This window comes from Desulfosporosinus burensis, assembly GCF_054657535.1.
The window spans coordinates 19,333-40,934 of record NZ_BAAHYN010000001.1 but is presented as its reverse complement, the minus strand read 5'-3'; the positions used below and the strand labels follow the sequence as shown (position 1 = coordinate 40,934).

The following is a 21,602-nucleotide window of genomic DNA, read 5'->3' as shown; positions in this document are numbered from 1 at the left end:
GGAAATCCCGCAATCGAGGAGAGTGACTATGCGAAAGGTTTTAATTGCGGATGATAAAGAGAATTTGCGCTGGGTTCTGGAACGGGCATTAAGTAAAGCCGGCTATGATGTGGAGACAGTGGAGGACGGGCAACTCGCCTTAGATCGGGCCTTGGCTGAACGACCAGATCTAGTCCTTGTGGATTTGAAAATGCCAAAGGTGGATGGTCTAAGTCTTCTTAAGAAGCTGAAAGAGCATTATCCGGATTTAATGATTGTCATGATGACTGCGCTCGGAAGTACTGCAACCGTGGTCGAGGCCATGAAGGCCGGAGCCCACGATTATTTGATAAAACCCTTTGATATCGAAGAACTTCTCATTACAGTCTCTAAGGCCTTTGAAGTGGAAAGCCTGCGTGAGCAGGTGGATTATTTAAAGGGAGAGGTCCAAAATGATGGATGGCAACTGGTGGGAAGCAGTCACTTGATGCAAGCGGTTAAACACTTAGTGGAGCGAGTAGCCCTTACTCCAGCAACGGTGCTTATTCAAGGGGAATCGGGGACGGGAAAGGAATTAGTAGCCCATGCTATACATACCTTAAGTCCACGCGTTGATGGGCCGTTTATTCGCGTGAATTGTGCTGCATTGACGGAGACCTTGCTGGAAAGCGAATTGTTCGGACATGAAAAAGGAGCGTTTACAGGTGCTCATGCTCGCAAGACGGGTCGTTTCGAATTAGCCGATGGAGGTACTCTCTTTCTTGATGAGATCGGCGAGTTGTCCTTCAACGTTCAAGCAAAGTTGTTAAGGGTTCTTCAAGAGCGCACGTTTGAGCGGGTCGGCGGTGAGAAAACCATCAAAGCGGACGTGCGGATTATTACGGCGACGAACAGGGATTTACTGAAAGAGGCCCAGGAAGGGCGTTTTCGGGAGGATCTTTACTATCGCCTCAGTGTCTTTCCTATTTCTATACCTCCCTTACGGGAACGTCGGGAGGATATCCCTTACCTTGCTGAACATTTTTTAAAGAAACTTAGAACTTATGGGCAAAGCAAGACTCTTGGACCGGGAGTGCTTACTCAACTCATGGCCTATGACTGGCCGGGAAACGTGCGTGAACTGGAAAATGTGGTGGAACGTATGGTGATTATTTCCCAAGGAGCAGTCATTGGGGCGGAGGGGTTGCCCGTTTTTAACACCATCTCAAAAGAGGAGAAGGGCCGCCCCGGAACCTTTTAGCTACCTCCAGAGGGGGTTTCCCTCGAAGAACTAGAGAAATCCTTTCTCCAGCAGGCTATGGAACAAACGGGAGGGAACCAAAGCAAGGCTGCCAAACAGTTAGGACTTTCTCGGCATGCCTTTTTATACCGTTTAGAGAAATACGGGATAGATCCTCACTGGGGGATTTAGGAAACATTACGAGAGAGTACGTTTGGTTCAAAGAAACAAGGATAGGGTGGAGGTTTTCTTTTGCTGAATCTCATGCATGAGCCCCTTGCATAAAACCGTGCCCGGGCTCTCTTTGACCTCATTGCTATTGGGCTTGTCATCGTGGTTCTGACTACTATTCATTACACGAATTATCATTACGAAGTGGATTTTCACATTCTTCTGCAATTCGCCTATTATCTCCCGGTAATTTATGCTGCTATGCGTTTTGGACCTGCAGGAGGGATCATATCTAGTTTTGTCATTACGCTGCTTTTCCTACCGCTCATGACGCATTTTCAGGATACTTTGACACCGGCCGCTAAGTATACACAGGTAGAAGTCGGTTTAATTAACGTTATTGGCTGGTTAACAGGCTTCTTGACTGAAGAGGAGCGGAAGGCGAAACGCAAATATCAGCTCGCCCTAACTGTTCAAAAAGAGTTGGTGGAGAAGCTAAAGCGAGAAGGGCAGGAACGCGAACGATAAGAGGCTGAGATCCGGCAAACAGAACGAATAACTGCGCTGGGGCATATGAGTGCCGGTTTAGCTCATGAAATACGCAATCCCTTAGGGATAATGAAAGTGAGCATCCAAATGCTGGCCTAGGAAAAAAAAGACGATGGAGTTGTTTCGGAATACTGTCGTGTGCTTCTGGAAGAGTGTGAACGGTTAAATCGCTTGGTGAGCGAGTTTTTGAGCTTCGCTCGTCCTAAGAAACCGGCGCGTGTACGGATTGTGCTGGGGACGCTTTTGGACGATGGAGTTAGTTTGATCCAACCTGCCCTGTGGCAACATCATATTGAGTTAATGCAAGTGTGAAGTCAGGTTGAAGAAAAAGAGGTTGAGGTGGACCCAGATCAAATCAAGCAAGTTATCTTAAATATTTACTTAATGCCATTGATGCCCAGGGGGAGGGTGGCGTGATTCATCTAGAGCAGGTTCAGCAAGATAGCCTTGTAGGCTTTGCCGTCAGTGACGAGGGACCTGGTATTTCACCAGACGCCATGCCCTATATTTATGACCCGTTTTTTACGATGAAAGAGAAAGGGATTGGATTAGGATTATCTGTTGTGCACCGCATCCTTGATCAACACGGTGGGAGGATTACTACTGTGAATCGGAGGGATCGAGGGGTTCAGGTAGAAATACTGTTGCCTTCCATTTAAAGAATGTTGCTCCGCGACGACTAGGCGCTTGCAAACTGACCCTTATTATTTTGAGGTACTATAACCAAAAAGAAAAAGGAACTAGCCATTGTGTAATGAACGGCGTTTTGGAGTTAAAAATGTCAATTGAACTTATAAGTATGTTTAGTTCGGAATGGCTCAATAGCTATTAAAGCTATGAGCCACTTACATTTCTTAGCCTAAAGATTATCTATTAGGTGACTCAATTTGTCTTTTATTAAAAATTCCCCTAAGATGAAGTTAAGTACTAAGTTTTCGGTTATATTTAGAGATCTTTAAAAATAATCTTTATTATTAAAGGGATTTTGGAAACTTATATAGAAGGTTTTAAATGTTTTAAAAAGGGAAAATATTTAAAACCTTTACTGTTTATTTGACCAAAAAGGCGTAAGGCTTTTACCATCGAAAAAACCAAGCGTTAGATTTTTAAAGCTTAATTTGCTGCCTTTCTTCCCTGCAATATGGTCAAATACCTTAGTCTCTGTTCAATACGTCGGTTATGGGGAAAGCATTATTAATTTGATAAAAATAGTTTCAACGCCTTATTGGATTCCCGTTACTGCTGGAATTGCAAATAAGAAGTCTAACATCAAAAGGAGAATTAGAATGATAACGATGTTCAGTAAAAATTCGTGGAAATGGTCTGCTGTCGCGATTATCTTATTTGTTGTGGTTGGCATTACAGGCCTAACGAGTTCTAAGGGAACTGTAAGCACTGCTAACCTCAACGAAGCAAATACAGATAACAGGGTTCAGCAACAACAAGGAGATTCACGTCCAATTGAGATAGATGAAGTAAGGCAGGTCATACCTGGAACTCTGGAAGTAACCAAAACTATTAGTGATTACGCCCATGGGCAACACATTATTTGGGTGGAAGGCCGATACAAACTGGCAGAAGGTGATTTGTACCTCTCGTTCCTCGACGATAAGGGGAACCAATTGGAACTAGGTGATAGAAAGGCTGACGAGGTAAAACCGATTGATGGCGACTGGTCAACTTTCCGTCATAAACTTATCGAAGAAACAGGCAAAATAATCGAAACTTCAACGGCAACTATTGTCTTCACTTTACAAGGGAAAGGCAAGGGACAAAAAGGCTTGCTAGCTGTACCTACATTAAAGCCTGGGGGAATTTTCAACCAGGATAAGTACAAATCACAGAACAACGTAAACGCAACCGGAAATACAGGCAACAAGAATTGGCAAGTGGTTGCCAGAACGCGGAGGGTGCAAGGTACTATACTTAAACTTGCGGTGACTTCGGATGAGCTGAAATCTATCGTTCTCCAAGTGACAAAAAATATCCAGCTACCGAATGACCCAGTAGATAGCTACTACGAGGCAGGACAAACCCTGGAAATCGTATTTAATGAATCCCTGAAAAACGCAGGCAGTTTCCAAGATAGGCTCAAGCAAGGCTCGGATTTCGTAGTTACCGTCGCTCAGTACGCTATCCCTCCTGACGGCAAGGTTGTACTTGGAGCCTATTTAAAAGATACACTTTATATGCAAAACGACAAGTACTACGATTCACAAGGCCAGGAACAGGACCTTCTGCCATCGTCAGACCTACAGTTCCTTACGAAACCACAAGATGTTGTTCCTGTTGACTTGGAAATCACCAAAAATGACCAAAATAGTGTTGACGAAGGGCATTCTCCCTGGCAACTAGACCCTGTCCAAGTAACGATGACATATGTCAGCTTAAGGATTTCTCCGAACGGAGTTAAAGGTGAATTTCCAGTCAAGTGGGAAAACCTGAGGGTTATCCAAAATACTCAGAAGGTAGCCATTGTTGAGGTGGTGGGAGATAGCACCCCAATACGAAAAGTGTACCTGAAACGTTTGGTGAAACAAGACAATACAGGTATTTGGTCGGTAGTAGGTTACGACCCAGCCTAAAGCGAGCAGATTTCGGTAAATAACTGCAACCAACCTGTCATTAACTCAATCCTGGGCTTTTCTTTTACGGCCTGGGTTTTTTTTTTGTCAGCACTAGGCGTAGTGTAGATGTAAGGGTACGGCATTTCTTGCAACAGGGTGAGTAGTTTTTTAAAATTATGCCACAAACAAGAAGTAGTGGAGTAAACAGTTTAGACTCCTATCAATTATATCAATGACATTTAAACTGAATGATACCCGCATCAGGGCATCAGTTATCCTGAACGGAGGATATTTCAGAGGACCTCATGAACTGGTAAAAAAGGAAGACAAATGGTATGTTACAGGATTTTCCACTTGGCCGGAAAGCAAAGAACGAAATGATGTTTGTTGATACAGTGCAGTAGGAAGAGCGGTCGGTGTTAAAAGGGCTCACGTTCCCTTTGAGGTGGAAATTTAGAGACTAAAAGGTTGGGAGGGAGAAGAGTGAATAGAATAAATCTGCTTATATGGAGCATGTTCGTTATTCTTCTGGCTGGACCGCCTCAAAACCATGCCTTGGGCTGTTGGGTTAAAATGTACCCCAAAGACCGCAAATGAGATCGTTAAGGCTTTAGAACAATCGACAGATTGGAAACCAAACAATCAAGACCTTAATCGGGAGATTTGTGAAAAAGGGGGCACTCGGTTTCCAAGAAGAAGGAAGGGCTTTTCACTTCGATGCGTTAGTGACAGAGGAAGAGTGTATCAAAGCAGAGAGTAAGTTCTTTCTTACTCATCTTCATCGTCTTTCTGCTGAGAGTAAGGTGAAATTAAAGTATGAACCTGTTTGGAGGAGGTTTAGGAAAAGGACCAATGGTTATTTTTATCCTGGTGCTGGTCATGAGCTTCACGGTTCCACTTTGTCTGGTGGAGAATGTAGACAATGGCGAAAGCAATTCTCAGGGTGTAGCACTGGCGGAAAATTGCTTGCCTTCAGCCAGCAAGACGGGAGCAAAGGGTATCCAGGTTCAATTTGACGCCCAGGTAAAGAGTGAAGAAAGTATTATCAAAATCGAACCGGCCCAAACAAAGAAAGGAAGTTCGGAATCTTTGAACTTGATCGCGCCCAAGGAAGCAGAAGCGAAAAAGCCCGTTACAGGTCTATTAAAGACAACACTGGATATAACCCCGGAAAATGATGCGCTCAAGCTGGATTTCTCGCTACAGAATATCGCAGAGCAAGACCTGTCCTATCCTTCAGTTCCAGTCAGAAATTCGATATCTTGATTACGAACCAAAATGGAGAAAAAGTGTACAGGTGGTCCCATGATAAAGGCTTTTTAACGGTCATTGTGGATGCTAAGTTAAGAAAATATGAAAGGCTCTCATTTTCGGAAATCTGGGACTACAAGGATAATGAAGGCAACAGAGTTCTACCAGGGAAATACACCATTACCGTGAAAATTCCGGCCAAACTTAAGGACATAGGAACCTTTGACCTGGGTGAATTAAAGGCGGCAAAAGAAATTGAAGTTAAAATGACAATGATATTCGCAACCGTTAATGTAAAGTAAATGGCAAGAGGAGAAAAGTGTATGCTGATTATTTTTGCTGCGACACAAAATAAAGAAAACCGCAGCATCCTAGAAGCCTTGTATGAAGAACATGCTTCTAGGATGTATAAGGTAGCATATAGGATTTTAAATGATGAACATTTGGCTCAGGACGCTGTTCAGGAAGCTTTTATTAATATTTCCAACAATCTCGAAAAGATCATTGGAACTGACTGTAATAAAATAAAGGCTTTATTCGTTATTATTGTTAGAAACGTTTCCATTGATATCTATCGACTGAGGAGAAAGCAATATAGCGTTTCTATTGAAGAGATTGAAGAAGATTTACCCGAATCGGGACCAAGTGTTGAAGAAATTCTCATGAATAATGAAACATTTACCAGAGTGGCAGAAAAAATTAAGGAATTACATCCGTCTTATGCCGATATTCTTTCGCTTAAATTTTTTTATCACTATAAAGATGAGGAAATATCCCGGATTATAAATATTACACCGGAAAACATCCGAACACGGCTTCACCGGGCCAGAAAGAGTCTGATCAAATTATTATCTCAGGAACAGGAGGCGACAAATCATGAGTGAACACGAATCAGCGAAGGTGCAAGCAAAGGAAAAAATGCTGGAAGCACTCTTCGAATATGCTGCTGCCTGTCATGTCGAAAACATAATCGCTGAGAATCCGATTGAGGATGATTCTGCTCCTGATTTTGCCCTTCCGCCCGAATTTGACCGAAAAATGAAGAGGCTGATTGCCAGGCATGACAGAAAAGAAACTTTTAACAAAATAAGAAAAAGGACCGTCAGGTTCCTGCCAAAAGCAGCGATCTTTTTGCTGGTCTTGTTAGGGAGTTTTACAATAGTTGTGGCTAGTGTTCAAGCTTTGAGAGTGAGAGCATTAAATATCATTCTGAATATCCAGAATCAATACACCAGCATTCAAACGACAGACGAAAATAACGGTCAATCGAAACAGGCTACCGAGCAAATCCCGCCGAACTGGAGTGGATATGTTCCCAACTACATTCCCCATGGTTTTAAAGTTGTTAAAACAGAAGAACGTGATATGTTAAATGCTATTTATTATTCAAATGAGCAAGGGCAAACCATTCGATTCACCCAGTATCGAAGTAGCGATACAGACCTAAGAGTAGATACGGAAGGTGCCACTGTACTAAATATTTCAATACACAACAGCGATGCACTTTTAGCCGAGAAACAGGGACTTGTCAGTATTGTCTGGAAGGAAGAATTTCTGTTTTCTCTTATAGGAGAAGTAGATAAAGCAGAGATGATTAAAATGGCTGAAAGTATAAGCCAAAAATAAAATGAAAATCTTTCCAAAAAAAGTGTCACAAAAAGCCGCCTTCTTTCGTTTATTTGTATGAAGGGATAAATGAAGGGAGGTGATTTTTATGAGAAAGAGAGCGGTAGCACTCGTCCTGTCACTTCTAATTCTTTGCCTGGCTCCCCTGCAGGCGTTTGCCCTCGGGACAAATCAAGTAACCAACTCAGAAATAGGACCATTATGGGTCAGCATCACGGAATTCACGAATTCCTTTGAAATTTCCGGCAGCGGACTAGCTCAATTTGATACAAGCCTCTATGCACGTAGCAATATAAACAAAGTAGTCATTAATGCCAGCATACAACAATACATCAATGGAAGCTGGCAGGCAGTCAATAGCTGGACAAGCACTACTTACAGCAACAGCGGCTATCTGAATCAAAAGTGGTATTTAATGAGTGGTTATTATTACCGCCTGGCTTCTACCGGAGCAGTTTATCAGGATGATGTCCTGGTAGAACAGACTTCTTATACGGGTTCAAGTTATTGGTATTGACAATCAAAGTAATTCATAAGGCTCTTCCGCATAAGTGGATAAAGAACAAAAGTTCTTATCCGGAGAACGTTACAATATCAAGGTTGTTTTAATAACTGAAGCGATTTAGTAACCTAAATGTATCGGCAATTGCGGAAGAGCCAAGTTTAATGTAAAAAGGGAGGTGGACAGGCCATGGCGCATATAAGATCGCCGTCTACGATAAAAGGCTCTCTCATATTCCAATGATCGCTAACCTCTTGAAAGTCTTTGATTAAAAGAATATTTAAGAGCTTATACGCCTTATTATGCAGTAGTAATTGTTCAAAGACAACAATCCTTTAACAAAATTTGAAAAAAGGTATTCAAAAAAATCTTACAAGGAGGTAAAATTAAAATGAAAAAAAGACTATTGGCGTGTATTCTTGTTATTGCGATGGTATTAAGCGTCGGAGCAACTGCAGTATTTGCAGAAGACTCTACACATGTTTCCCCCAGTTTTGTCGGCGATATAAGCATTGATAAAAAAGACATTCTTGATTCACAAAATTCCTTCGAATTTTCGATGACTCCAAAATCAAAGGAATGGAAAAACTATTCATCAGTGCAACTGAAGGAAATGCTGAATATCCCACTAAGCACAGCTGAAAAAATGGATACGGCAACGTTGTTAAAGACAGTACTTGACTATCCATTCATGATTGATATTTATGCTTATGACAATACAACACAAGGGTTTGAAGGCCTTTCTTTGGAGTTTAACGGCGCAGCGGTTCTTTTGCAGAGACCAGACTTGGCGAAAAAGCTTCAAACTATTTACAAAAATAGCATGGAAAAAATGGCCGTCAAAACAAAAAACAATATCAGTGATACAGAAATCATGCAAAAGATGTTTATGGAGTCTTTGTTGACCTATCCGAAAGTATCCGATATACTGAGTCAGGATGAAAAAGAAGCAGTAGTGGCACTTTCACAACACGTATCCGATAAGTTTCAGACGTCGTCCCTTACAATGGAAAAAACATCGGTAATGGCGGCAGCAGCCGGAGATATCTTATACTATGGCTATGTTTATCCTCCGCAGTCTGCTACCCCGGTTTTGGTCTGTAGACGGCAAGAAATGACATCTTCTGATAAAACATTTTTGAATAACTACTATGATGCGACATATCCAACAGCAACAAGACTAGGCACTGCCACTTACAACTACAACTGTCATTCATATGCCTGGTACTTATCCTCGACTGGCAATACGTGGTGGATGGATGATCCATCTTATTATATGACTTATGGTTATTATAACCAAGTAACGAATCCCACGGCCGGTGACAAGGTATATTATACCGGAGCACATTCTGGAAACGTTACATCTGTGAGCGGCTCCAATATTACAGTTACCTCCAAATGGGGCGCTGTTGGCTTATATCGTCACCCCATTAATGACTGCCCATACTATTTATATTCCAAAACTTTCTGGAGACATTAAAAAGGGAAGTGTAAGTGATTAAAACAGAAAGATACAGGGTTTTATGGGGTATCCTTTTCTCAGTTATACTTGTGATAATCTTAGCAGCATCCGGGATTCATAAATCATCAAATGAAGGGGAAAATATGATTTCCAAGGATAAAGATGAAATTTCATTAAAGCTTGAAAATACAAAATGCATTGGTATTTGTGATCCAGTCAGCAGCGATAGCAACAGTACTGTCAATATCAAAGACCCAGAAATCATAAAGCAGATTGAGAGCTTATTCAACAAAACCTCTTTTATCAAATGCACCACACAAGCACCCACACGAGCACGCTGCCTTTACATTTCGTTTTACAATGACAGCAGCTCAATCGGCCTTTTTGTTATTGCAAATGACATTGTGGACATTGACGGTACAAAATACAAATCGGAGGATATTACCTTCGATGCGATCAATACGTTATATCTCAAGTATAAGAAGGGACCGCACCCAAAATTTTAACATTTTTACGATAAACATTAGTTTCACACTACTCACCGGGACAACTCCCGGTTTTTCTTTGCTGTTTTTCCGTAAGCTGCTAGGCATATTTCTCCCTCATCCCCTCCGGTCTAGCCTGGGCTATATTCTCAATCTCCAGATACTTTTCAAAAACTGCACCTTCTTGAATAAGTGTTGGAAGGACAGACTGACAGACGGACGGAGTCCAGTTTAATTTGCTTATGGCAATCCAGATTAAAGAGACTGCTAACAGTATCACCAACATTTTCGACAAAACTCATTCAACTATCCAATAATTGCACCCTCGTCCGATTTGGACGAGGGTGCTTAACCCTAGTTATAGGACTCAAATTAAGTAAAGGACAGAGAAAAAGCCCCTCAATGATTCGATAGGATGATCTCTGACCCGGCTTATTATGAGAAGCTTTTCTCTTCAAATTACTAGCTTTGGCTTACACTATCTGGGAAGATACCACTTAGTTCAAGAAAAGCCTTCTCCAGTTATGGATTCCATCGCTTCACTCGTTGATGCATGGTTAGCGAAAGATCAACATGTGCGACCGAAACACTATAATGTCATACTTGTCTGGTAGGAAGATTTTCAAAAAATAAATGAAAATCTTTCCAAAAAAAGTGTCACAAAAAGCCGCCTTCTTTCGTTTATTTGTATGAAGGGATAAATGAAGGGAGGTGATTTTTATGAGAAAGAGAGCGGTAGCACTCGTCCTGTCACTTCTAATTCTTTGCGTGGCTCCCATGCAGGTGTTTGCCCTCGGGACAAATCAAGTAACCAATTCAGAAATAGGACCATTATGGGTCAGCATCACGGAATTCACAAATTCCTTTGAAATTTCCGGAAGCGGACTAGCTCAATTTGATACAAGCCTTTATGCACGTAGCAATATAAACAAAGTAGTCATTAATGCCAGCATTCAACAATACATCAATGGAAGCTGGCAGGCAGTCAATAGCTGGACAAGCACTTCTTACAGCAACAGCGGCTATCTGAATCAAAAGTGGTATTTAATGAGCGGTTACTATTACCGCCTAGTTTCAACCGGAGCAGTTTATCAGGATGATGTCCTGGTAGAACAGACTTCTTACACGGGTTCAAGTTATTGGTATTAGGAAAATTTACATGCTTCAATTTCGAGCAAATAGCTTACAAATGAATTACCAGCGCTAAGGGCAAACCTGTTAAAAGACAGGGACGCAAAGCCATAGGGTCTAAGGTGCTTACCAGCACTATGATAGCCTGGCTACCGCAGAGACTACGTGTCTAAACCTGCCCTTAGTGGCAGGCTTTTTGCGTTTTAGACGCAACGAGGGAATTCCATAATTTGTTGCCAGTAATACAATGACATTTTTAAATAAAATATGACCGTTATAGCCGTATTTTTCATTTCATGTGAGTGAGGTGCTGGCAAATGGCAAATGGAATTTTAATAATAATAGAAAGGCTAGAGTAGCTGAACTAAAAAAAAGATATAAAGGCACTTATCATGCAGAGATTAATTTCTCCGACACGGATATGTACCTTAGACCTCTGCGGAATTCCACGCAGACCCCAATAAGTTTACAATTCAATACACCTCATACAAGCCGTAAAACCGCAATTTGTGAGCCACAAATTGCGGTTTTTTATTTGACAAAAAATCTAAATTTTCGACCGCAGGTTGCAATTAAATACTTTGACACCCTTGTCAAGTCGGTAGGGTGCCGCTCTCCTCCCTCCATTTCTGATTTTGAGAAATTCACAAATCAGAAACGGAGGAAATCAAAATGCAGGAGGACAAAACATACACCCTGCTTATCAATAAGAAGCGAATCCCGGTAACCGAGGAAATTTACAAGGCATATTATCAGCATAAAGAGCGCGAATCATATTTGGAGAAGCTTTCCGAGCGAAATAATCTATCCTTTGAAGAATGCGAGGAAAAAGGCATTCAGATAGATTACTTATTATCGCAGACACAGGAATCCGCGGAGGACAAGCTTATCAAGGCCGAGATGCTTTCCGGGTTGACCGTGGCGATGGAAATGCTGACCGAACAGGAAAGATTATTGATCTATTCGCTGTTTTTCAAAGGTAAAAGCGAAAGAGAACTGTGCGCTATGCTCGGAATTGCAAAGACGACCCTGCATGATAGAAAAACGAAGATACTCGGCAAGCTAAAAAAGATACTACAAACTTAAAAATAATTCCGACCACCCCCTCACTTTTTTCCTTATAGAAGTGAGGGGTTATTTTATTATCTCCCTCGCTGTTCCTTGACAAGTGCATATACGGTGTATCGGGAAAACCACCTTTCCCGCCGTTAACAGCGGCAAGCCACGTAAGCGGGAACGCCACGACCCTTCCATAGGAATGCGAGCGATTACTCTCGGCTTTGAATCAGCCTGTTGCGGGTTGAATGGCGATGACCGGGAAAGGGATACACAATGATACTTCTGCCTTGAACGCCTCACCGCATTGGGCAGCCCGCGATGAATGACGGGATCAGGCCGGTTTGGGTTGGAAACTGATACCCATGCCGGTTGATATGTTGCTCTCCAGCAAGGAGCAGACCGGTACATACCCTTGTATCAGGGACGTTGTGAACAAGTATGATACATATATTTTTGCCATTTTTGTTTGACGACAGAACTATTGCGCCGGGACACAAAGCGATTGACGCCTTGATGTTTTTCGAAACCATTGGTGCTCCGGCGCACCATTCTGTCGCCAGGCATTTCCATATTTTCGTAAATTCAAGGGAGATAAATAATGTTTGATATAACGACGAGAGACTATTCTATTCTGGAAAAGTACATCCTGGCCGGAAGGATAAAGGCTGACAGCAGTTATTTCTTTACCCTGGACGGCAGGTATATTGTCTATTTCCGATTTTCAGGAAAAAGATTTACATACTCTGTGCTGAATTACGCCACCGAGAAGTCAGTCGTGCTGGCGACAAGCCGAGCTGTGTTCTCCGAAACAGACTATCCGGGCCTTGTTAAAAAGATACTCCATTGCAAGGTATATCAGTTTGTGCTGCCACCACAGCCCCAAATTCTGATTGAAGCCATATTCCGGCAGCTCCTGCCGGAATATAGCTATGTGGTGCGGGACAAGCAGATCGAACTGTCGGTGATGATGTTTGAAAGCATGAGGCATAAAAAGGTTGCCCTGTGCGAAGCCGAGGTGGGCACGGGCAAAACCCTTGCTTATCTTGTGGCTGCTATCGTCTATGGTCTGTATGAGGTGAAGGAAAGACGGACGAGCCCCTATGTTTTTGTCGGTCCGATGAGCCCGACGCCCATTACCATCACCACCTCCAGCATTGATTTACAGCAGGCCATCATAAGGAAGTTTATCCCAGATCTTTCTAGGATACTGATGGAGTATAAAATCATCGCAAGCCCCGTTACCGCCGTACTCCGAAAGGGAAAGGAGCATTATCTGTGCCAGGAACGCTACGCGGATTTCATGGGTTATCTTGAAAACAGCGATATTTCAAGGGATGTAAGGCTTTATCAAAAGCTGAAAGCAAAGACACTGGAGCAGGGCGATATTGACCTAGACGCTTACCCCGACATCAAACAGCATGTAGTCCGCAAAATCAACGTGCCCAGGGACTGCGACCGCAATTGCCCTTACTACAAAAGGTGCCGGTATATCGACCATATCAGCCGCGCCAGGTCGGACGGCTATACCTTTCAGGTGACAAACCACAATTACTATCTTGCCAATGTACAGCGGGTGTATTCGGGACTTGCACCCCTGATACCGAAATGCAGCGTACATATCATAGACGAGGCCCATAAACTCTTGGACGCTGCCTATCAGATATTGGGAGAAAGCTTTTCAAGCAGTCTGACGGGTGAGTTTATCCGAATCCTCCACAACCACACCACCGGCAACAAGGCATATCACAAAAAAGCCTATCTGTTAAGCGATGACCTAGCCTTTCATAACCAAAGGCTGTTTATGGAGCTTGAGAAAACCCTGCCCACGGATGAAACGGAGGAAAACCGGCGGAAAAACGTGAAGCTCAATGCCGCCGTCAAACAAGCCATGCGGGATTTGCAGGCCAGCCTTGACGAGATATGCCGGGCTTGCTTTCAGGATATTGCCTGTTGTCGGCAGCTTGCGCACCTGCACCGGGAAATCAGCGGCGGAATTGAAACCTTTCTGGCGCCGAAGGATATCATCTACTGGCTTGAGAAGGGCGACGACGGATTATGGCAGCTTGCCGCTATCCCCACCAACATGGAAGCTCTGCTCTATGAGGTGCTGTGGAAAGGCATGGCCTCTAAAATACTGACCTCGGCCACCCTGACCGACGACACAGGCTACGGCTTTTTCAAGGAGCAGACAGGCATCGGCAAACTGTCCTCCTTGCTGCTGGCGGAGATACGGACGCCTTCACCCTTTGACTATAAGAGCAACACAAGGCTCTATCTCTCCGAGAAAATACCCTTTCCCGATAAAAACGACGAGCGGTACATAGCCGCCGTTTCGGATGAAATTGAAAAGTTGGTGAAGGCCACCTACGGCCATACCGCCATTTTGTTCACCTCCTACAAGCTACTGTCGGCTGTGCATGAGCTATTGAAGGACAGAATCACCCATTTCCCCCTCATCACCATGCACAAGGGGACAAAGAACACCGCCGAGGCATATCGAAAAAGCCGGAACGGTGTCCTTTTCGCTTCCGGCTCCTTTTGGGAGGGCGTAGACTTCCCCGGCGATATCCTGTCCTCCATCATCGTGGTCAATCTGCCCTTTCCCGTACCGTCACCCATCATGGAGTACAAGAAGAAGGACTTTTCCTCTCTTTCCCAATTCATTGACAGGTATGCCTTCCCGGTGATGATTGCCAGGCTCCGGCAGGGTCTTGGACGGCTGATCCGCAACGAAACCGATACGGGAGTGGTCGCCATTTTGGATTATCGCGCCAGCAGGTACGGCAAATACCATCGCAGGGTGCTGGCTTCCATCCTCGGATATACCATAGTCGGGTCCATTGACGAGGTTGGGGAGTTTGTGAAAAGCGTCAAGGCTGCGGAGTATTTTGAATAAATAATTAAGCTTTTTTACCTGCCACAACCTTTAGGAAAGGATGAAGATGACTTGAGAATTCTTAAAAACCGGATATTTTTAAGTGCCCTCTGCATTATCCTGGCAGCAGCCATTTCCTTTGTGCTGCTGCCAAAGCTTTACGCGGACAAGGGCGCGACCGTGACAGTGTTCCGGGTGGCGGAGGATATCCCCGCGGGCACCAGGATAGAAGACAAACAACTGGCCGTGGTGGAGGTGGGAAGCTTCGGTCTGCCAGATGGCATCGTCAATGACAAGACCCTGATTGTGGGGAAGATCGCACAGATCGATCTTGCCAAAGGGGATTACCTGTTTCCCCAAAAGCTCGGTGAGTTTATCGCCGATGAAAAGCTGGATCGCATTGCTGGGGATAATAAGCGCCTGGTTACGGTGAGTGTGCCGAGTATTGCCACCGGGCTTTCCTCCCACCTGCAAAGCGGCGACATTGTGACGGTGGCCGTGTTTTCAAGCCACAAGGAGGAAGGGGGCACAAGTCAAAGCGCTTCTTCACAGGTGATCCTTTACCCCGAACTGAAAGGGCTGGAGGTTTACAGTGTGGAAAATTCCCACACGCAGAGCACTGCCCAGGTCCGAGAGCAGCAGGCAGAAAAACAGCAAGGCTCCAGTGACCCCATCCCCAAAGTCGTTACCCTGATTGTCACTGAAGCGCAGGCTACGAAGCTTATCGAAGCCGAGTACACCGGCAAACTGCACTTAATTTTTGAAAAAAGGGGGATGAGCCATGAGCGGTAAAATCGTCACCGTATGGGGCGGCGACAACAGCGGGAAAAGCACCTTCGCGGTCAACCTGGCCTGCGCCCTTTCCAGTCGTGACCATCTGGTGGGCATCATTTCCTCCAGTCTGACCTATGGCAATCTTCAAATCTTTTTTGGACAGAGCATCCCACCGGAAAAGGGCCTGTTTCACGCGCTGCATGAGGATAATCCCAACATCGGCGAGAAATTTTCTGAATACGAGGAAAGCAAAAACCTGTTTTTTCTGTCCGCACCCACGCACTACACCGGCCTTCTCTGCGACACAGTGACGCTTAAAGGCGTGGAGCGGATGATTACCGCTGCGTCCCTGGTGTTCGACATCCTGATCATTGATGGTGCCGGGGAGCTTGCAAACCCGGTATCCGGTGCAGGGCTCTGGATGGCCGAAAGGATTTACACCCTGCACAAGCCGTCTATAGCGGCGCAAATGTGGTATCAGGGCATAGAAGATTTTGTACGGGAGCTGCACATTGCCGGCAAGCAAATCCATATCCTTCGGTCCCCCAACGGCGAGTTTGACGGCAAGACCTATCAAAGCATGACGGGGCTTTCCTTTGCCTATGAGCTGCCCTTTGTAAAACGGGCGGGCGAGCTGGAAAACGCCGGGACGCCTATCTATCTCTTTCACGACAGAGTATGCAGGCGTTACGGCAGGGTGCTGGAGCAAATATCCGAGGAAATCTGCGGAGGCAAAGCATGATGAATAACAAGTTTTCAATCAATGAGCTGATTTACAGGGCCAACAAGCAGCGCTCCGACACCGGAGAAAACAGCCTGGAGGCCCAGGACTACGGCGAAATCCTGGATAAGCTGCAGCGGATCATCGCCAAAAACCACTCCACCGAGCTGGCGCAGGTATTGTACTCAGAAGAAGCCGAGGAAAAGCTGAAAGACCTGATTATGCAGTATCTGAACAGTGAACATATGGTGGCGAAAGGGATTGCCAACATCTCCGAGCTGGTGGACGCCGTATATTTCGATATGGCCGGCATGGGGCTTTTATCCTCCTATCTCAAGGATGATGAAGTGGAAGAAGTGAACGTCAACGGTTATAACGGTATATGGGTTTTATACAAGGACAAAAAGGTGCGGCTTCTGACCACCTTCGGCAGCCCGGAGGCTTGCGCCAACATCACCAGAAAAATGAGCCGGTTTGGGAACGTCATCCTGGACGGCTCCAAGCCCATCGGGGACAGCTTTATCACACGGGGCATACGCATGTCGGGCGCCATCGCCCCCTGTGTGGACCCTGACGCCGGAGCCATTGCTTCGGTCCGAAAGCAAAAGCCCTCCTACATCACACGGGAAAACCTCATCGGCTGGAATACGGCAACGGCGGACGAACTGGATTTTCTCACCCTATGCATCAACAATGGCATATCGGTCGCCCTGGCCGGAGCCACCGGCAGCGGAAAAACCTCCGACATGGGATATATTTTAAGCTGTGTATCCCAGGACAAAAGAATTGTGACCATAGAGGACACCCGCGAGCTGACCCTAACACAGTTTGATGAAAACGGGGTGATGACGAATGACGTGATTCACCTTCTCACGAAGGATGAACCCAACCCCATCACTATGCTGGACCTTTTAAAACTGTCATTAAGGCTGCACCCTGAAATCCTTGTGCCGGCAGAAATGCGGGGCAAGGAAGCCCTGACGGTGCAGGAGGCCGGACGGACGGGGCACACCATCATCAGCACCCTCCACGCCAACAGTGCGCGGACGGCCTATGAAAGAATCCTCACCATGTGCCTGGAGGCTGGAACGTCCTTGTCGGAGGAACGATTGCTCAAAAACATCGTGGAAGCTTTCCCTATTATGGTATTTAAGATACAGCTCCCCGACAAATCCCGTAAGTACATGGAGGTGTTTGAAGCCACCGGAGTAAAAGACGGCGGAGTCACAGGCAATACCCTTTTCAAATATGAAGTAGACCAATATGAAAGGGATGAAGCCGGCAGAATCGTAAAGGTCGTGGGAACCCACAAGCATTTGGGCTGCATCTCCTCCACCCTTGCCGAACAGCTGCTGGTAGGAGGCGTTGAGTTAAAGGAAATCCGCCGCTTTGCAGGAAACGGCTTTAAACTGAGGGAGGCCGGCCATGAATGACATTCAGCTATCCCTTGCTATTATTTTTGCATTGATTAGCCTGTCCCTATTTCTCCTGCTGAAACTAAATCCTTTTGTGCTGGAGAAAAACCCCCTGAAAAAGCGGCGGCTTTACCTGTCGGGGTCCAGGCTGAAGATATTCGAGCGGATCGACCTCCGGTTCCAAACCTTGTTCCGGCAGACCGGCACCACGCTGAAAAAATTCAGCCTGATGATGGCTGCAGCTTTTTCGGTGGGGTTTCTGGCCGGAAGCTTGCTTTTTAGCAACACCGGACTGGCAGCGGTTATGGCGGTCTGCCTGATCCCCGCCCCTTACTTTTACCTGACCATAAAAAGTGCCAAAGCGGCAAGGGAAGAGATTGAAGGACTGGAGAACACCATGTCCGTTATTACCAATGCCTTTGCGGGATGTGACGACATCATCAAGGCGGTGGAAACCTATGTGCTGGAGAAAAACCGGTATATCCCCGTGAATCTGCGCAGGCCGACACCCTTTGACGAGTTCGTCTCCGAAATCCGGCTCATCAACCCCAATGTGGAGCACGGACTGTACCGCCTGTCGGCGAAGATAAAGAACCGGTATTTTGCTGAGTGGATTAAAATGCTCATCCTCTGCTGCCACGACCGGCGGCTGAAATTCGCCCTGTTCCCCATCATCCAGTCCATGAACGACGCCAAAGCGATGCAAATCGAAAGCGATAGCATGATGGTGAGGGTCTGGAGGGATTACCTGATGACGGTAGGCATGATGTTCAGCATTATTCCCCTGATGCGTTTTTCCAATGCCGAATGGTTTGCCATCCTGACGGAAACCACCATCGGGAAGCTATTGATTGTGGTTATGCTGCTGACCGCCCTTGCGACTTCCTTCTATGTAATGAAGGTGACAAAACCGGCAAACAGATAGGAGGTTCAAATTTGCTATATAAAATCATTGTCTTTGTCCTGCTGACTACGGCAGGCTTTCTTATTTGCAGACAGATACTCAAGATACCCAGGTCGAGTATGAAGAAAAACATCAAAAACGTACAGGCGGAAAAAGAACAGTCAGGAGCAAGGTTATTAAACCTCTTTGTCATGCCCCTGGTAAAGCCGGTATCCCGGCTTATCCGAATCGACCCGGAGGAGGAAGCAAAAATGGCATCCATGTTGCGGCGCGGAGGGCTTGACCTGACACCGAAGGAATATCACGCGCGGGCTCTCATCTGTGCCGCCTTCACCCTGCCGCTTTTGCTTCTGCTCCTGGCAGCCGGGGCGACGAACATCGCCCCCGTAATCCTTATCTTTGCGGTGGTAGTGTATTTCCACTTTGTGACCGACCTCAAAGATAAATTGAAAGAGAAAAAAAGGTTGATTGAAATGGAGCTTCCGAGCTTTGTCCGTTCCATCCTCTACAAGCTGGACGACATCAGGGTAAACAACGAAAAAGCAGTTGTGCAGGTGGACCTGATCCAGATATTCGAGGATTACCTGAAGATATCCAGCGAAGTTTTCTACTATGATATTGCCGTCCTAGTGATGGAAATGAAGGCAAAAGACATAGAAACCGCCCTTCGGAACTTCAAAGAACGCGTCGGGCTTTCGGAGGTGTCCTTTTTGGTCAACGCCCTCATCGGCCTGTACCGCGGGGAGCATCAGGGCGAAGCGCTGATGTATCTTGCTAAGGATATGGACCTCAAGGCAAAGGAAGCCCTGCGGAAAAACCTCAACAGGCTGCCCGGCAAAATCAAACTTGCATCCATCCCCCTGGTGGCAGTGACCCTTTCCAGCCTTTTATATGTCATCGGCTCTCACTTGATTACGTCAATGGGGGGACTTTTTTAGTGAAAACGGGGCAACCCTTTTCAAATACAACTATATTTTCAGGAGGTTAAGCATGAGCAACAGGAAAAACCCAATCCAAACCACAGAGGAAAGGAGGTTGATTTCCATGAGAAGCAGAATCACAAGCGCCCTTTTAAGGACAAAAGGGCTGCTGCGGAGCAGGTCCGGCGATCAGATGACGGGCTGGCTCATTGTCGTACTGGTCGTCGTAGTCGTGGGAGCAGTGTTTATGACGCTGTACCAGGGCTCGATTACCACTATCTGGAACAGCATTGTCAGCAAGATTACCGGCTTATTGAGCTAAATCGTCAAAAACTCAAAAGACCATGAAGGCATGGGGGTAGAATTCCCCCCTTTTCCTTTAAAACCCAAATACAAAAAATAAATGATTATGGAGGTATTTATATTATGTTGAGAAACTTGAAAAATAAAATGCAGTTGGCGAGCTTGAAGGCAAGGAAGGTATTGACCAATCCATCTGGTGACCAAATGACGGGCTGGCTCATTGTGGTGCTGATCGTCGTAGTTGTGGGCGCAGTGTTTATGACGTTGTACCAGGGCTCGATCACCACTATCTGGAACAGCATTGTCAGCAAGATTACCGGCTTATTGAGCTAAAATCGTCAAAAACTCAAAAGACCACTGAGGCATGGGGGTAGAATTCCCCCTTTTTCCTTTGAAGCCCAAATCCAAAAATAAATGATTATGGAGGTATTTATATTATGTTGAGAACCTTGAGAAACAAAATGCAGTTAGCGAGCTTGAAGGCAAGGAAGGTATTGACCAATCCGTCCGGTGACCAAATGACGGGCTGGCTGATTGTGGTGCTGATCGTCGTAGTTGTGGGCGCAGTGTTTATGACGCTGTACCAGGGCTCGATTACCACTATCTGGAACAGCATTGTCAGCAAGATTACCGGCTTATTGAGCTGATGACAGACTTAGCAGGTATATCCGCCCATGCGGGAGTTGTGAAAAGTCAGATGAACAGGCAGCACCGGGGCATAGGGGGGAGATTTTCTCCCCTCTTGTCTTTATCTGACAGAAGGGGCAGCTCTTACTACGACCTGATTATCAAGACCTTTATAATCATCACGTTGCTGGCGACAGTGCTGTCCTTTCTGAGCATTTTCACCACGTATTTGAACCTTAACCATATCTGCCGCCGAGTGGTCCGGGTGGTTGAACTGGAGGGACAGGTATCGGATACCGTCTATGATGTGTTTTACAAGCTAAAAGGGCAGACCGGCCTGTCGCCGGAAATGATCATTGAAGATGTTGCTTATTGTGATGAGCGGAACCAAAAAATCCAGTTAAGGGATACCTTTACTGTGGATATGGAGTACAACCATGTATTCACCATTTTCAGACCTTCTTTCGCGCCACCCGTCCAGATTATCATACCCATGAAAGTGAGGATTGCAGGCATGTCGGAAAAATACTGGAAGGTCCCGGACTGACAAAGAAAACTACAGGGGGGGAGGCGTGTTTTGTGTGGAAAAAGCCCTGCGAGTTCTAAAAAGTCAAAGAGGGGACACCATATTTTTTATTTTTATCATCGTGTTTGTTATCCTGACCCTTTCAGCCATTATCATCGAATATTTCCGTCTCGAAAGCCTGTACCAGCAGGTGGAATATGAATTGCAGCGCGGGGTAAATTCAGCGGTGGAGTATGCCATCCTGGACGAATACCGAAGGGATGACACCGCAAAAATGGACACCGCCATCGCGGAGCAGGAGCTGTACGATTATTTTAACCAAAACATGAAGCTGGACCAGGAGCTTAACAAATACTCCGACAACAGGTTTGTGTACCAGCTTAAAATACGGACCTTCTCGGCTGCGGAAAGCCCGCCTCGCCTTACCATAGAGGGCTGGATTGGAACCCGCAGCATCTTCAACTTTTTAACGGGAGAAATACGGCTGCCCTTTACCATATCCAGCAGCAACAGCCGAATTGATTAAGGGGGTCCCA

At 45.5% G+C, this 21,602-nt stretch carries 26 protein-coding genes, 2 pseudogenes and 1 riboswitch; of the genes and pseudogenes, 27 read left to right on the top strand and 1 reads right to left on the bottom strand.

Annotated features, from left to right (window positions below):
- The first annotated feature begins 28 nt into the window (after positions 1–28).
- From ACYQ3Q_RS00240 to ACYQ3Q_RS00175, 14 genes and pseudogenes are all read left to right on the top strand, one after another.
- Positions 29–1,390, top strand: a pseudogene (locus tag ACYQ3Q_RS00240) (sigma-54-dependent transcriptional regulator).
- Positions 1,391–1,573: 183 nt separating this feature from the next.
- The gene (locus tag ACYQ3Q_RS00235) at positions 1,574–1,897 is read left to right on the top strand and encodes a hypothetical protein (RefSeq protein WP_459926671.1); all 324 of its coding nucleotides are present in this window, start codon (positions 1,574–1,576) and stop codon (positions 1,895–1,897) included.
- Between the two features lie 159 nt (positions 1,898–2,056).
- Entirely contained in the window at positions 2,057–2,230 is a 174-nt protein-coding gene (locus tag ACYQ3Q_RS00230; protein ID WP_459926670.1) for a hypothetical protein, read from the top strand.
- A 101-nt stretch (positions 2,231–2,331) separates the two neighbouring features.
- Positions 2,332–2,577, top strand: a complete 246-nt coding sequence (locus ACYQ3Q_RS00225) for an ATP-binding protein (protein WP_459926669.1) — start codon at positions 2,332–2,334, stop codon at positions 2,575–2,577.
- 627 nt (positions 2,578–3,204) lie between these two features.
- Positions 3,205–4,503, top strand: a complete 1,299-nt coding sequence (locus ACYQ3Q_RS00220; RefSeq protein WP_459926668.1) for a hypothetical protein — start codon at positions 3,205–3,207, stop codon at positions 4,501–4,503.
- A 214-nt stretch (positions 4,504–4,717) separates the two neighbouring features.
- The gene (locus tag ACYQ3Q_RS00215) at positions 4,718–4,876 is read left to right on the top strand and encodes a hypothetical protein (protein WP_459926667.1); all 159 of its coding nucleotides are present in this window, start codon (positions 4,718–4,720) and stop codon (positions 4,874–4,876) included.
- A gap of 274 nt (positions 4,877–5,150) precedes the next feature.
- Positions 5,151–5,222: pseudogene (locus ACYQ3Q_RS00210) on the top strand (transcriptional regulator); the annotation flags it as partial.
- Between the two features lie 79 nt (positions 5,223–5,301).
- Positions 5,302–5,751 (top strand): hypothetical protein, encoded by a 450-nt coding sequence (locus ACYQ3Q_RS00205; RefSeq protein ID WP_459927193.1) that lies wholly within the window; start codon positions 5,302–5,304, stop codon positions 5,749–5,751.
- Complete coding sequence (locus ACYQ3Q_RS00200) at positions 5,748–6,038, top strand: BsuPI-related putative proteinase inhibitor (RefSeq protein WP_459926666.1); 291 nt, start codon at positions 5,748–5,750, stop codon at positions 6,036–6,038. Before ACYQ3Q_RS00205 ends, ACYQ3Q_RS00200 begins: the two co-directional genes overlap by 4 nt.
- A gap of 21 nt (positions 6,039–6,059) precedes the next feature.
- A complete protein-coding gene (locus ACYQ3Q_RS00195; RefSeq protein ID WP_459926665.1) occupies positions 6,060–6,620 on the top strand; it encodes an RNA polymerase sigma factor in 561 nt (186 codons plus the stop codon).
- The gene (locus ACYQ3Q_RS00190) at positions 6,613–7,362 is read left to right on the top strand and encodes a DUF4367 domain-containing protein (RefSeq protein WP_459926664.1); all 750 of its coding nucleotides are present in this window, start codon (positions 6,613–6,615) and stop codon (positions 7,360–7,362) included. Before ACYQ3Q_RS00195 ends, ACYQ3Q_RS00190 begins: the two co-directional genes overlap by 8 nt.
- 88 nt (positions 7,363–7,450) lie before the next feature.
- Complete coding sequence (locus ACYQ3Q_RS00185; RefSeq protein ID WP_459926663.1) at positions 7,451–7,879, top strand: hypothetical protein; 429 nt, start codon at positions 7,451–7,453, stop codon at positions 7,877–7,879.
- A 376-nt stretch (positions 7,880–8,255) separates the two neighbouring features.
- On the top strand, positions 8,256–9,344 hold the full coding sequence (locus tag ACYQ3Q_RS00180) for a hypothetical protein (protein ID WP_459926662.1): 1,089 nt from the start codon (positions 8,256–8,258) through the stop codon (positions 9,342–9,344).
- A 14-nt stretch (positions 9,345–9,358) separates the two neighbouring features.
- Positions 9,359–9,832 (top strand): hypothetical protein, encoded by a 474-nt coding sequence (locus ACYQ3Q_RS00175; protein WP_459926661.1) that lies wholly within the window; start codon positions 9,359–9,361, stop codon positions 9,830–9,832.
- 79 nt (positions 9,833–9,911) lie between these two features.
- Here ACYQ3Q_RS00175 and ACYQ3Q_RS00170 read toward each other — a convergent pair whose 3' ends face one another.
- Positions 9,912–10,106, bottom strand: coding sequence for a hypothetical protein (locus ACYQ3Q_RS00170; protein WP_459926660.1), 195 nt, complete (start codon positions 10,104–10,106; stop codon positions 9,912–9,914).
- A 425-nt stretch (positions 10,107–10,531) separates the two neighbouring features.
- Here ACYQ3Q_RS00170 and ACYQ3Q_RS00165 point away from each other — a divergent pair, with 425 nt between their 5' ends.
- The 13 genes from ACYQ3Q_RS00165 to ACYQ3Q_RS00105 all read left to right on the top strand — a co-directional run bounded on the left by ACYQ3Q_RS00165 (position 10,532) and on the right by ACYQ3Q_RS00105 (position 21,592).
- Positions 10,532–10,960 carry a hypothetical protein gene (locus ACYQ3Q_RS00165; protein ID WP_459926659.1) on the top strand — a complete coding sequence of 143 codons (429 nt, stop codon included), beginning with the start codon at positions 10,532–10,534 and terminating at the stop codon, positions 10,958–10,960.
- 49 nt (positions 10,961–11,009) lie between these two features.
- Positions 11,010–11,099, top strand: a riboswitch (cyclic di-GMP riboswitch).
- Between the two features lie 515 nt (positions 11,100–11,614).
- Complete coding sequence (locus tag ACYQ3Q_RS00160) at positions 11,615–12,028, top strand: RNA polymerase sigma factor (protein WP_459926658.1); 414 nt, start codon at positions 11,615–11,617, stop codon at positions 12,026–12,028.
- A 571-nt stretch (positions 12,029–12,599) separates the two neighbouring features.
- Positions 12,600–14,897, top strand: coding sequence for an ATP-dependent DNA helicase (locus ACYQ3Q_RS00155; protein ID WP_459926657.1), 2,298 nt, complete (start codon positions 12,600–12,602; stop codon positions 14,895–14,897).
- 51 nt (positions 14,898–14,948) lie between these two features.
- Positions 14,949–15,668 (top strand): Flp pilus assembly protein CpaB, encoded by a 720-nt coding sequence (gene cpaB, locus ACYQ3Q_RS00150; RefSeq protein WP_459926656.1) that lies wholly within the window; start codon positions 14,949–14,951, stop codon positions 15,666–15,668.
- Positions 15,658–16,392 carry a CpaE/TadZ family protein gene (locus ACYQ3Q_RS00145; protein WP_459926655.1) on the top strand — a complete coding sequence of 245 codons (735 nt, stop codon included), beginning with the start codon at positions 15,658–15,660 and terminating at the stop codon, positions 16,390–16,392. Before cpaB ends, ACYQ3Q_RS00145 begins: the two co-directional genes overlap by 11 nt.
- Positions 16,389–17,804, top strand: a complete 1,416-nt coding sequence (locus ACYQ3Q_RS00140) for an ATPase, T2SS/T4P/T4SS family (protein WP_459926654.1) — start codon at positions 16,389–16,391, stop codon at positions 17,802–17,804. The genes ACYQ3Q_RS00145 and ACYQ3Q_RS00140 overlap by 4 nt, the downstream gene beginning before the upstream one ends.
- Complete coding sequence (locus tag ACYQ3Q_RS00135; RefSeq protein WP_459926653.1) at positions 17,797–18,711, top strand: hypothetical protein; 915 nt, start codon at positions 17,797–17,799, stop codon at positions 18,709–18,711. Before ACYQ3Q_RS00140 ends, ACYQ3Q_RS00135 begins: the two co-directional genes overlap by 8 nt.
- Positions 18,712–18,722: 11 nt before the next feature.
- On the top strand, positions 18,723–19,628 hold the full coding sequence (locus ACYQ3Q_RS00130) for a hypothetical protein (protein ID WP_459926652.1): 906 nt from the start codon (positions 18,723–18,725) through the stop codon (positions 19,626–19,628).
- Between the two features lie 52 nt (positions 19,629–19,680).
- Positions 19,681–19,932: a hypothetical protein gene (locus tag ACYQ3Q_RS00125; RefSeq protein ID WP_459926651.1), complete on the top strand. Its 252-nt coding sequence runs from the start codon at positions 19,681–19,683 to the stop codon at positions 19,930–19,932.
- Between the two features lie 104 nt (positions 19,933–20,036).
- Positions 20,037–20,246, top strand: coding sequence for a hypothetical protein (locus tag ACYQ3Q_RS00120; protein ID WP_459926650.1), 210 nt, complete (start codon positions 20,037–20,039; stop codon positions 20,244–20,246).
- A 104-nt stretch (positions 20,247–20,350) separates the two neighbouring features.
- A complete protein-coding gene (locus ACYQ3Q_RS00115; protein ID WP_459926649.1) occupies positions 20,351–20,560 on the top strand; it encodes a hypothetical protein in 210 nt (69 codons plus the stop codon).
- The gene (locus tag ACYQ3Q_RS00110; protein ID WP_459926648.1) at positions 20,560–21,087 is read left to right on the top strand and encodes a DUF4320 family protein; all 528 of its coding nucleotides are present in this window, start codon (positions 20,560–20,562) and stop codon (positions 21,085–21,087) included. Before ACYQ3Q_RS00115 ends, ACYQ3Q_RS00110 begins: the two co-directional genes overlap by 1 nt.
- 34 nt (positions 21,088–21,121) lie before the next feature.
- The gene (locus tag ACYQ3Q_RS00105; RefSeq protein ID WP_459926647.1) at positions 21,122–21,592 is read left to right on the top strand and encodes a hypothetical protein; all 471 of its coding nucleotides are present in this window, start codon (positions 21,122–21,124) and stop codon (positions 21,590–21,592) included.
- The last annotated feature ends 10 nt before the right edge of the window (positions 21,593–21,602 follow it).

What these genes read in the sequence shown, in the direction of transcription:
- ACYQ3Q_RS00195 (WP_459926665.1), top strand. Translation starts at nt 6,060, where the DNA reads ATGCTGATTATTTTTGCTGCGACACAAAATAAAGAAAACCGCAGCATC.
- ACYQ3Q_RS00155 (WP_459926657.1), top strand. Translation starts at nt 12,600, where the DNA reads ATGTTTGATATAACGACGAGAGACTATTCTATTCTGGAAAAGTACATC.
- ACYQ3Q_RS00125 (WP_459926651.1), top strand. Translation starts at nt 19,681, where the DNA reads ATGAGCAACAGGAAAAACCCAATCCAAACCACAGAGGAAAGGAGGTTG.
- ACYQ3Q_RS00135 (WP_459926653.1), top strand. Translation starts at nt 17,797, where the DNA reads ATGAATGACATTCAGCTATCCCTTGCTATTATTTTTGCATTGATTAGC.
- ACYQ3Q_RS00190 (WP_459926664.1), top strand. Translation starts at nt 6,613, where the DNA reads ATGAGTGAACACGAATCAGCGAAGGTGCAAGCAAAGGAAAAAATGCTG.
- ACYQ3Q_RS00115 (WP_459926649.1), top strand. Translation starts at nt 20,351, where the DNA reads ATGTTGAGAACCTTGAGAAACAAAATGCAGTTAGCGAGCTTGAAGGCA.
- ACYQ3Q_RS00220 (WP_459926668.1), top strand. Translation starts at nt 3,205, where the DNA reads ATGATAACGATGTTCAGTAAAAATTCGTGGAAATGGTCTGCTGTCGCG.
- ACYQ3Q_RS00145 (WP_459926655.1), top strand. Translation starts at nt 15,658, where the DNA reads ATGAGCGGTAAAATCGTCACCGTATGGGGCGGCGACAACAGCGGGAAA.
- ACYQ3Q_RS00165 (WP_459926659.1), top strand. Translation starts at nt 10,532, where the DNA reads ATGAGAAAGAGAGCGGTAGCACTCGTCCTGTCACTTCTAATTCTTTGC.
- ACYQ3Q_RS00180 (WP_459926662.1), top strand. Translation starts at nt 8,256, where the DNA reads ATGAAAAAAAGACTATTGGCGTGTATTCTTGTTATTGCGATGGTATTA.
- ACYQ3Q_RS00215 (WP_459926667.1), top strand. Translation starts at nt 4,718, where the DNA reads ATGACATTTAAACTGAATGATACCCGCATCAGGGCATCAGTTATCCTG.
- ACYQ3Q_RS00205 (WP_459927193.1), top strand. Translation starts at nt 5,302, where the DNA reads ATGAACCTGTTTGGAGGAGGTTTAGGAAAAGGACCAATGGTTATTTTT.
- ACYQ3Q_RS00110 (WP_459926648.1), top strand. Translation starts at nt 20,560, where the DNA reads ATGACAGACTTAGCAGGTATATCCGCCCATGCGGGAGTTGTGAAAAGT.
- ACYQ3Q_RS00140 (WP_459926654.1), top strand. Translation starts at nt 16,389, where the DNA reads ATGATGAATAACAAGTTTTCAATCAATGAGCTGATTTACAGGGCCAAC.
- ACYQ3Q_RS00185 (WP_459926663.1), top strand. Translation starts at nt 7,451, where the DNA reads ATGAGAAAGAGAGCGGTAGCACTCGTCCTGTCACTTCTAATTCTTTGC.
- ACYQ3Q_RS00160 (WP_459926658.1), top strand. Translation starts at nt 11,615, where the DNA reads ATGCAGGAGGACAAAACATACACCCTGCTTATCAATAAGAAGCGAATC.
- ACYQ3Q_RS00120 (WP_459926650.1), top strand. Translation starts at nt 20,037, where the DNA reads ATGTTGAGAAACTTGAAAAATAAAATGCAGTTGGCGAGCTTGAAGGCA.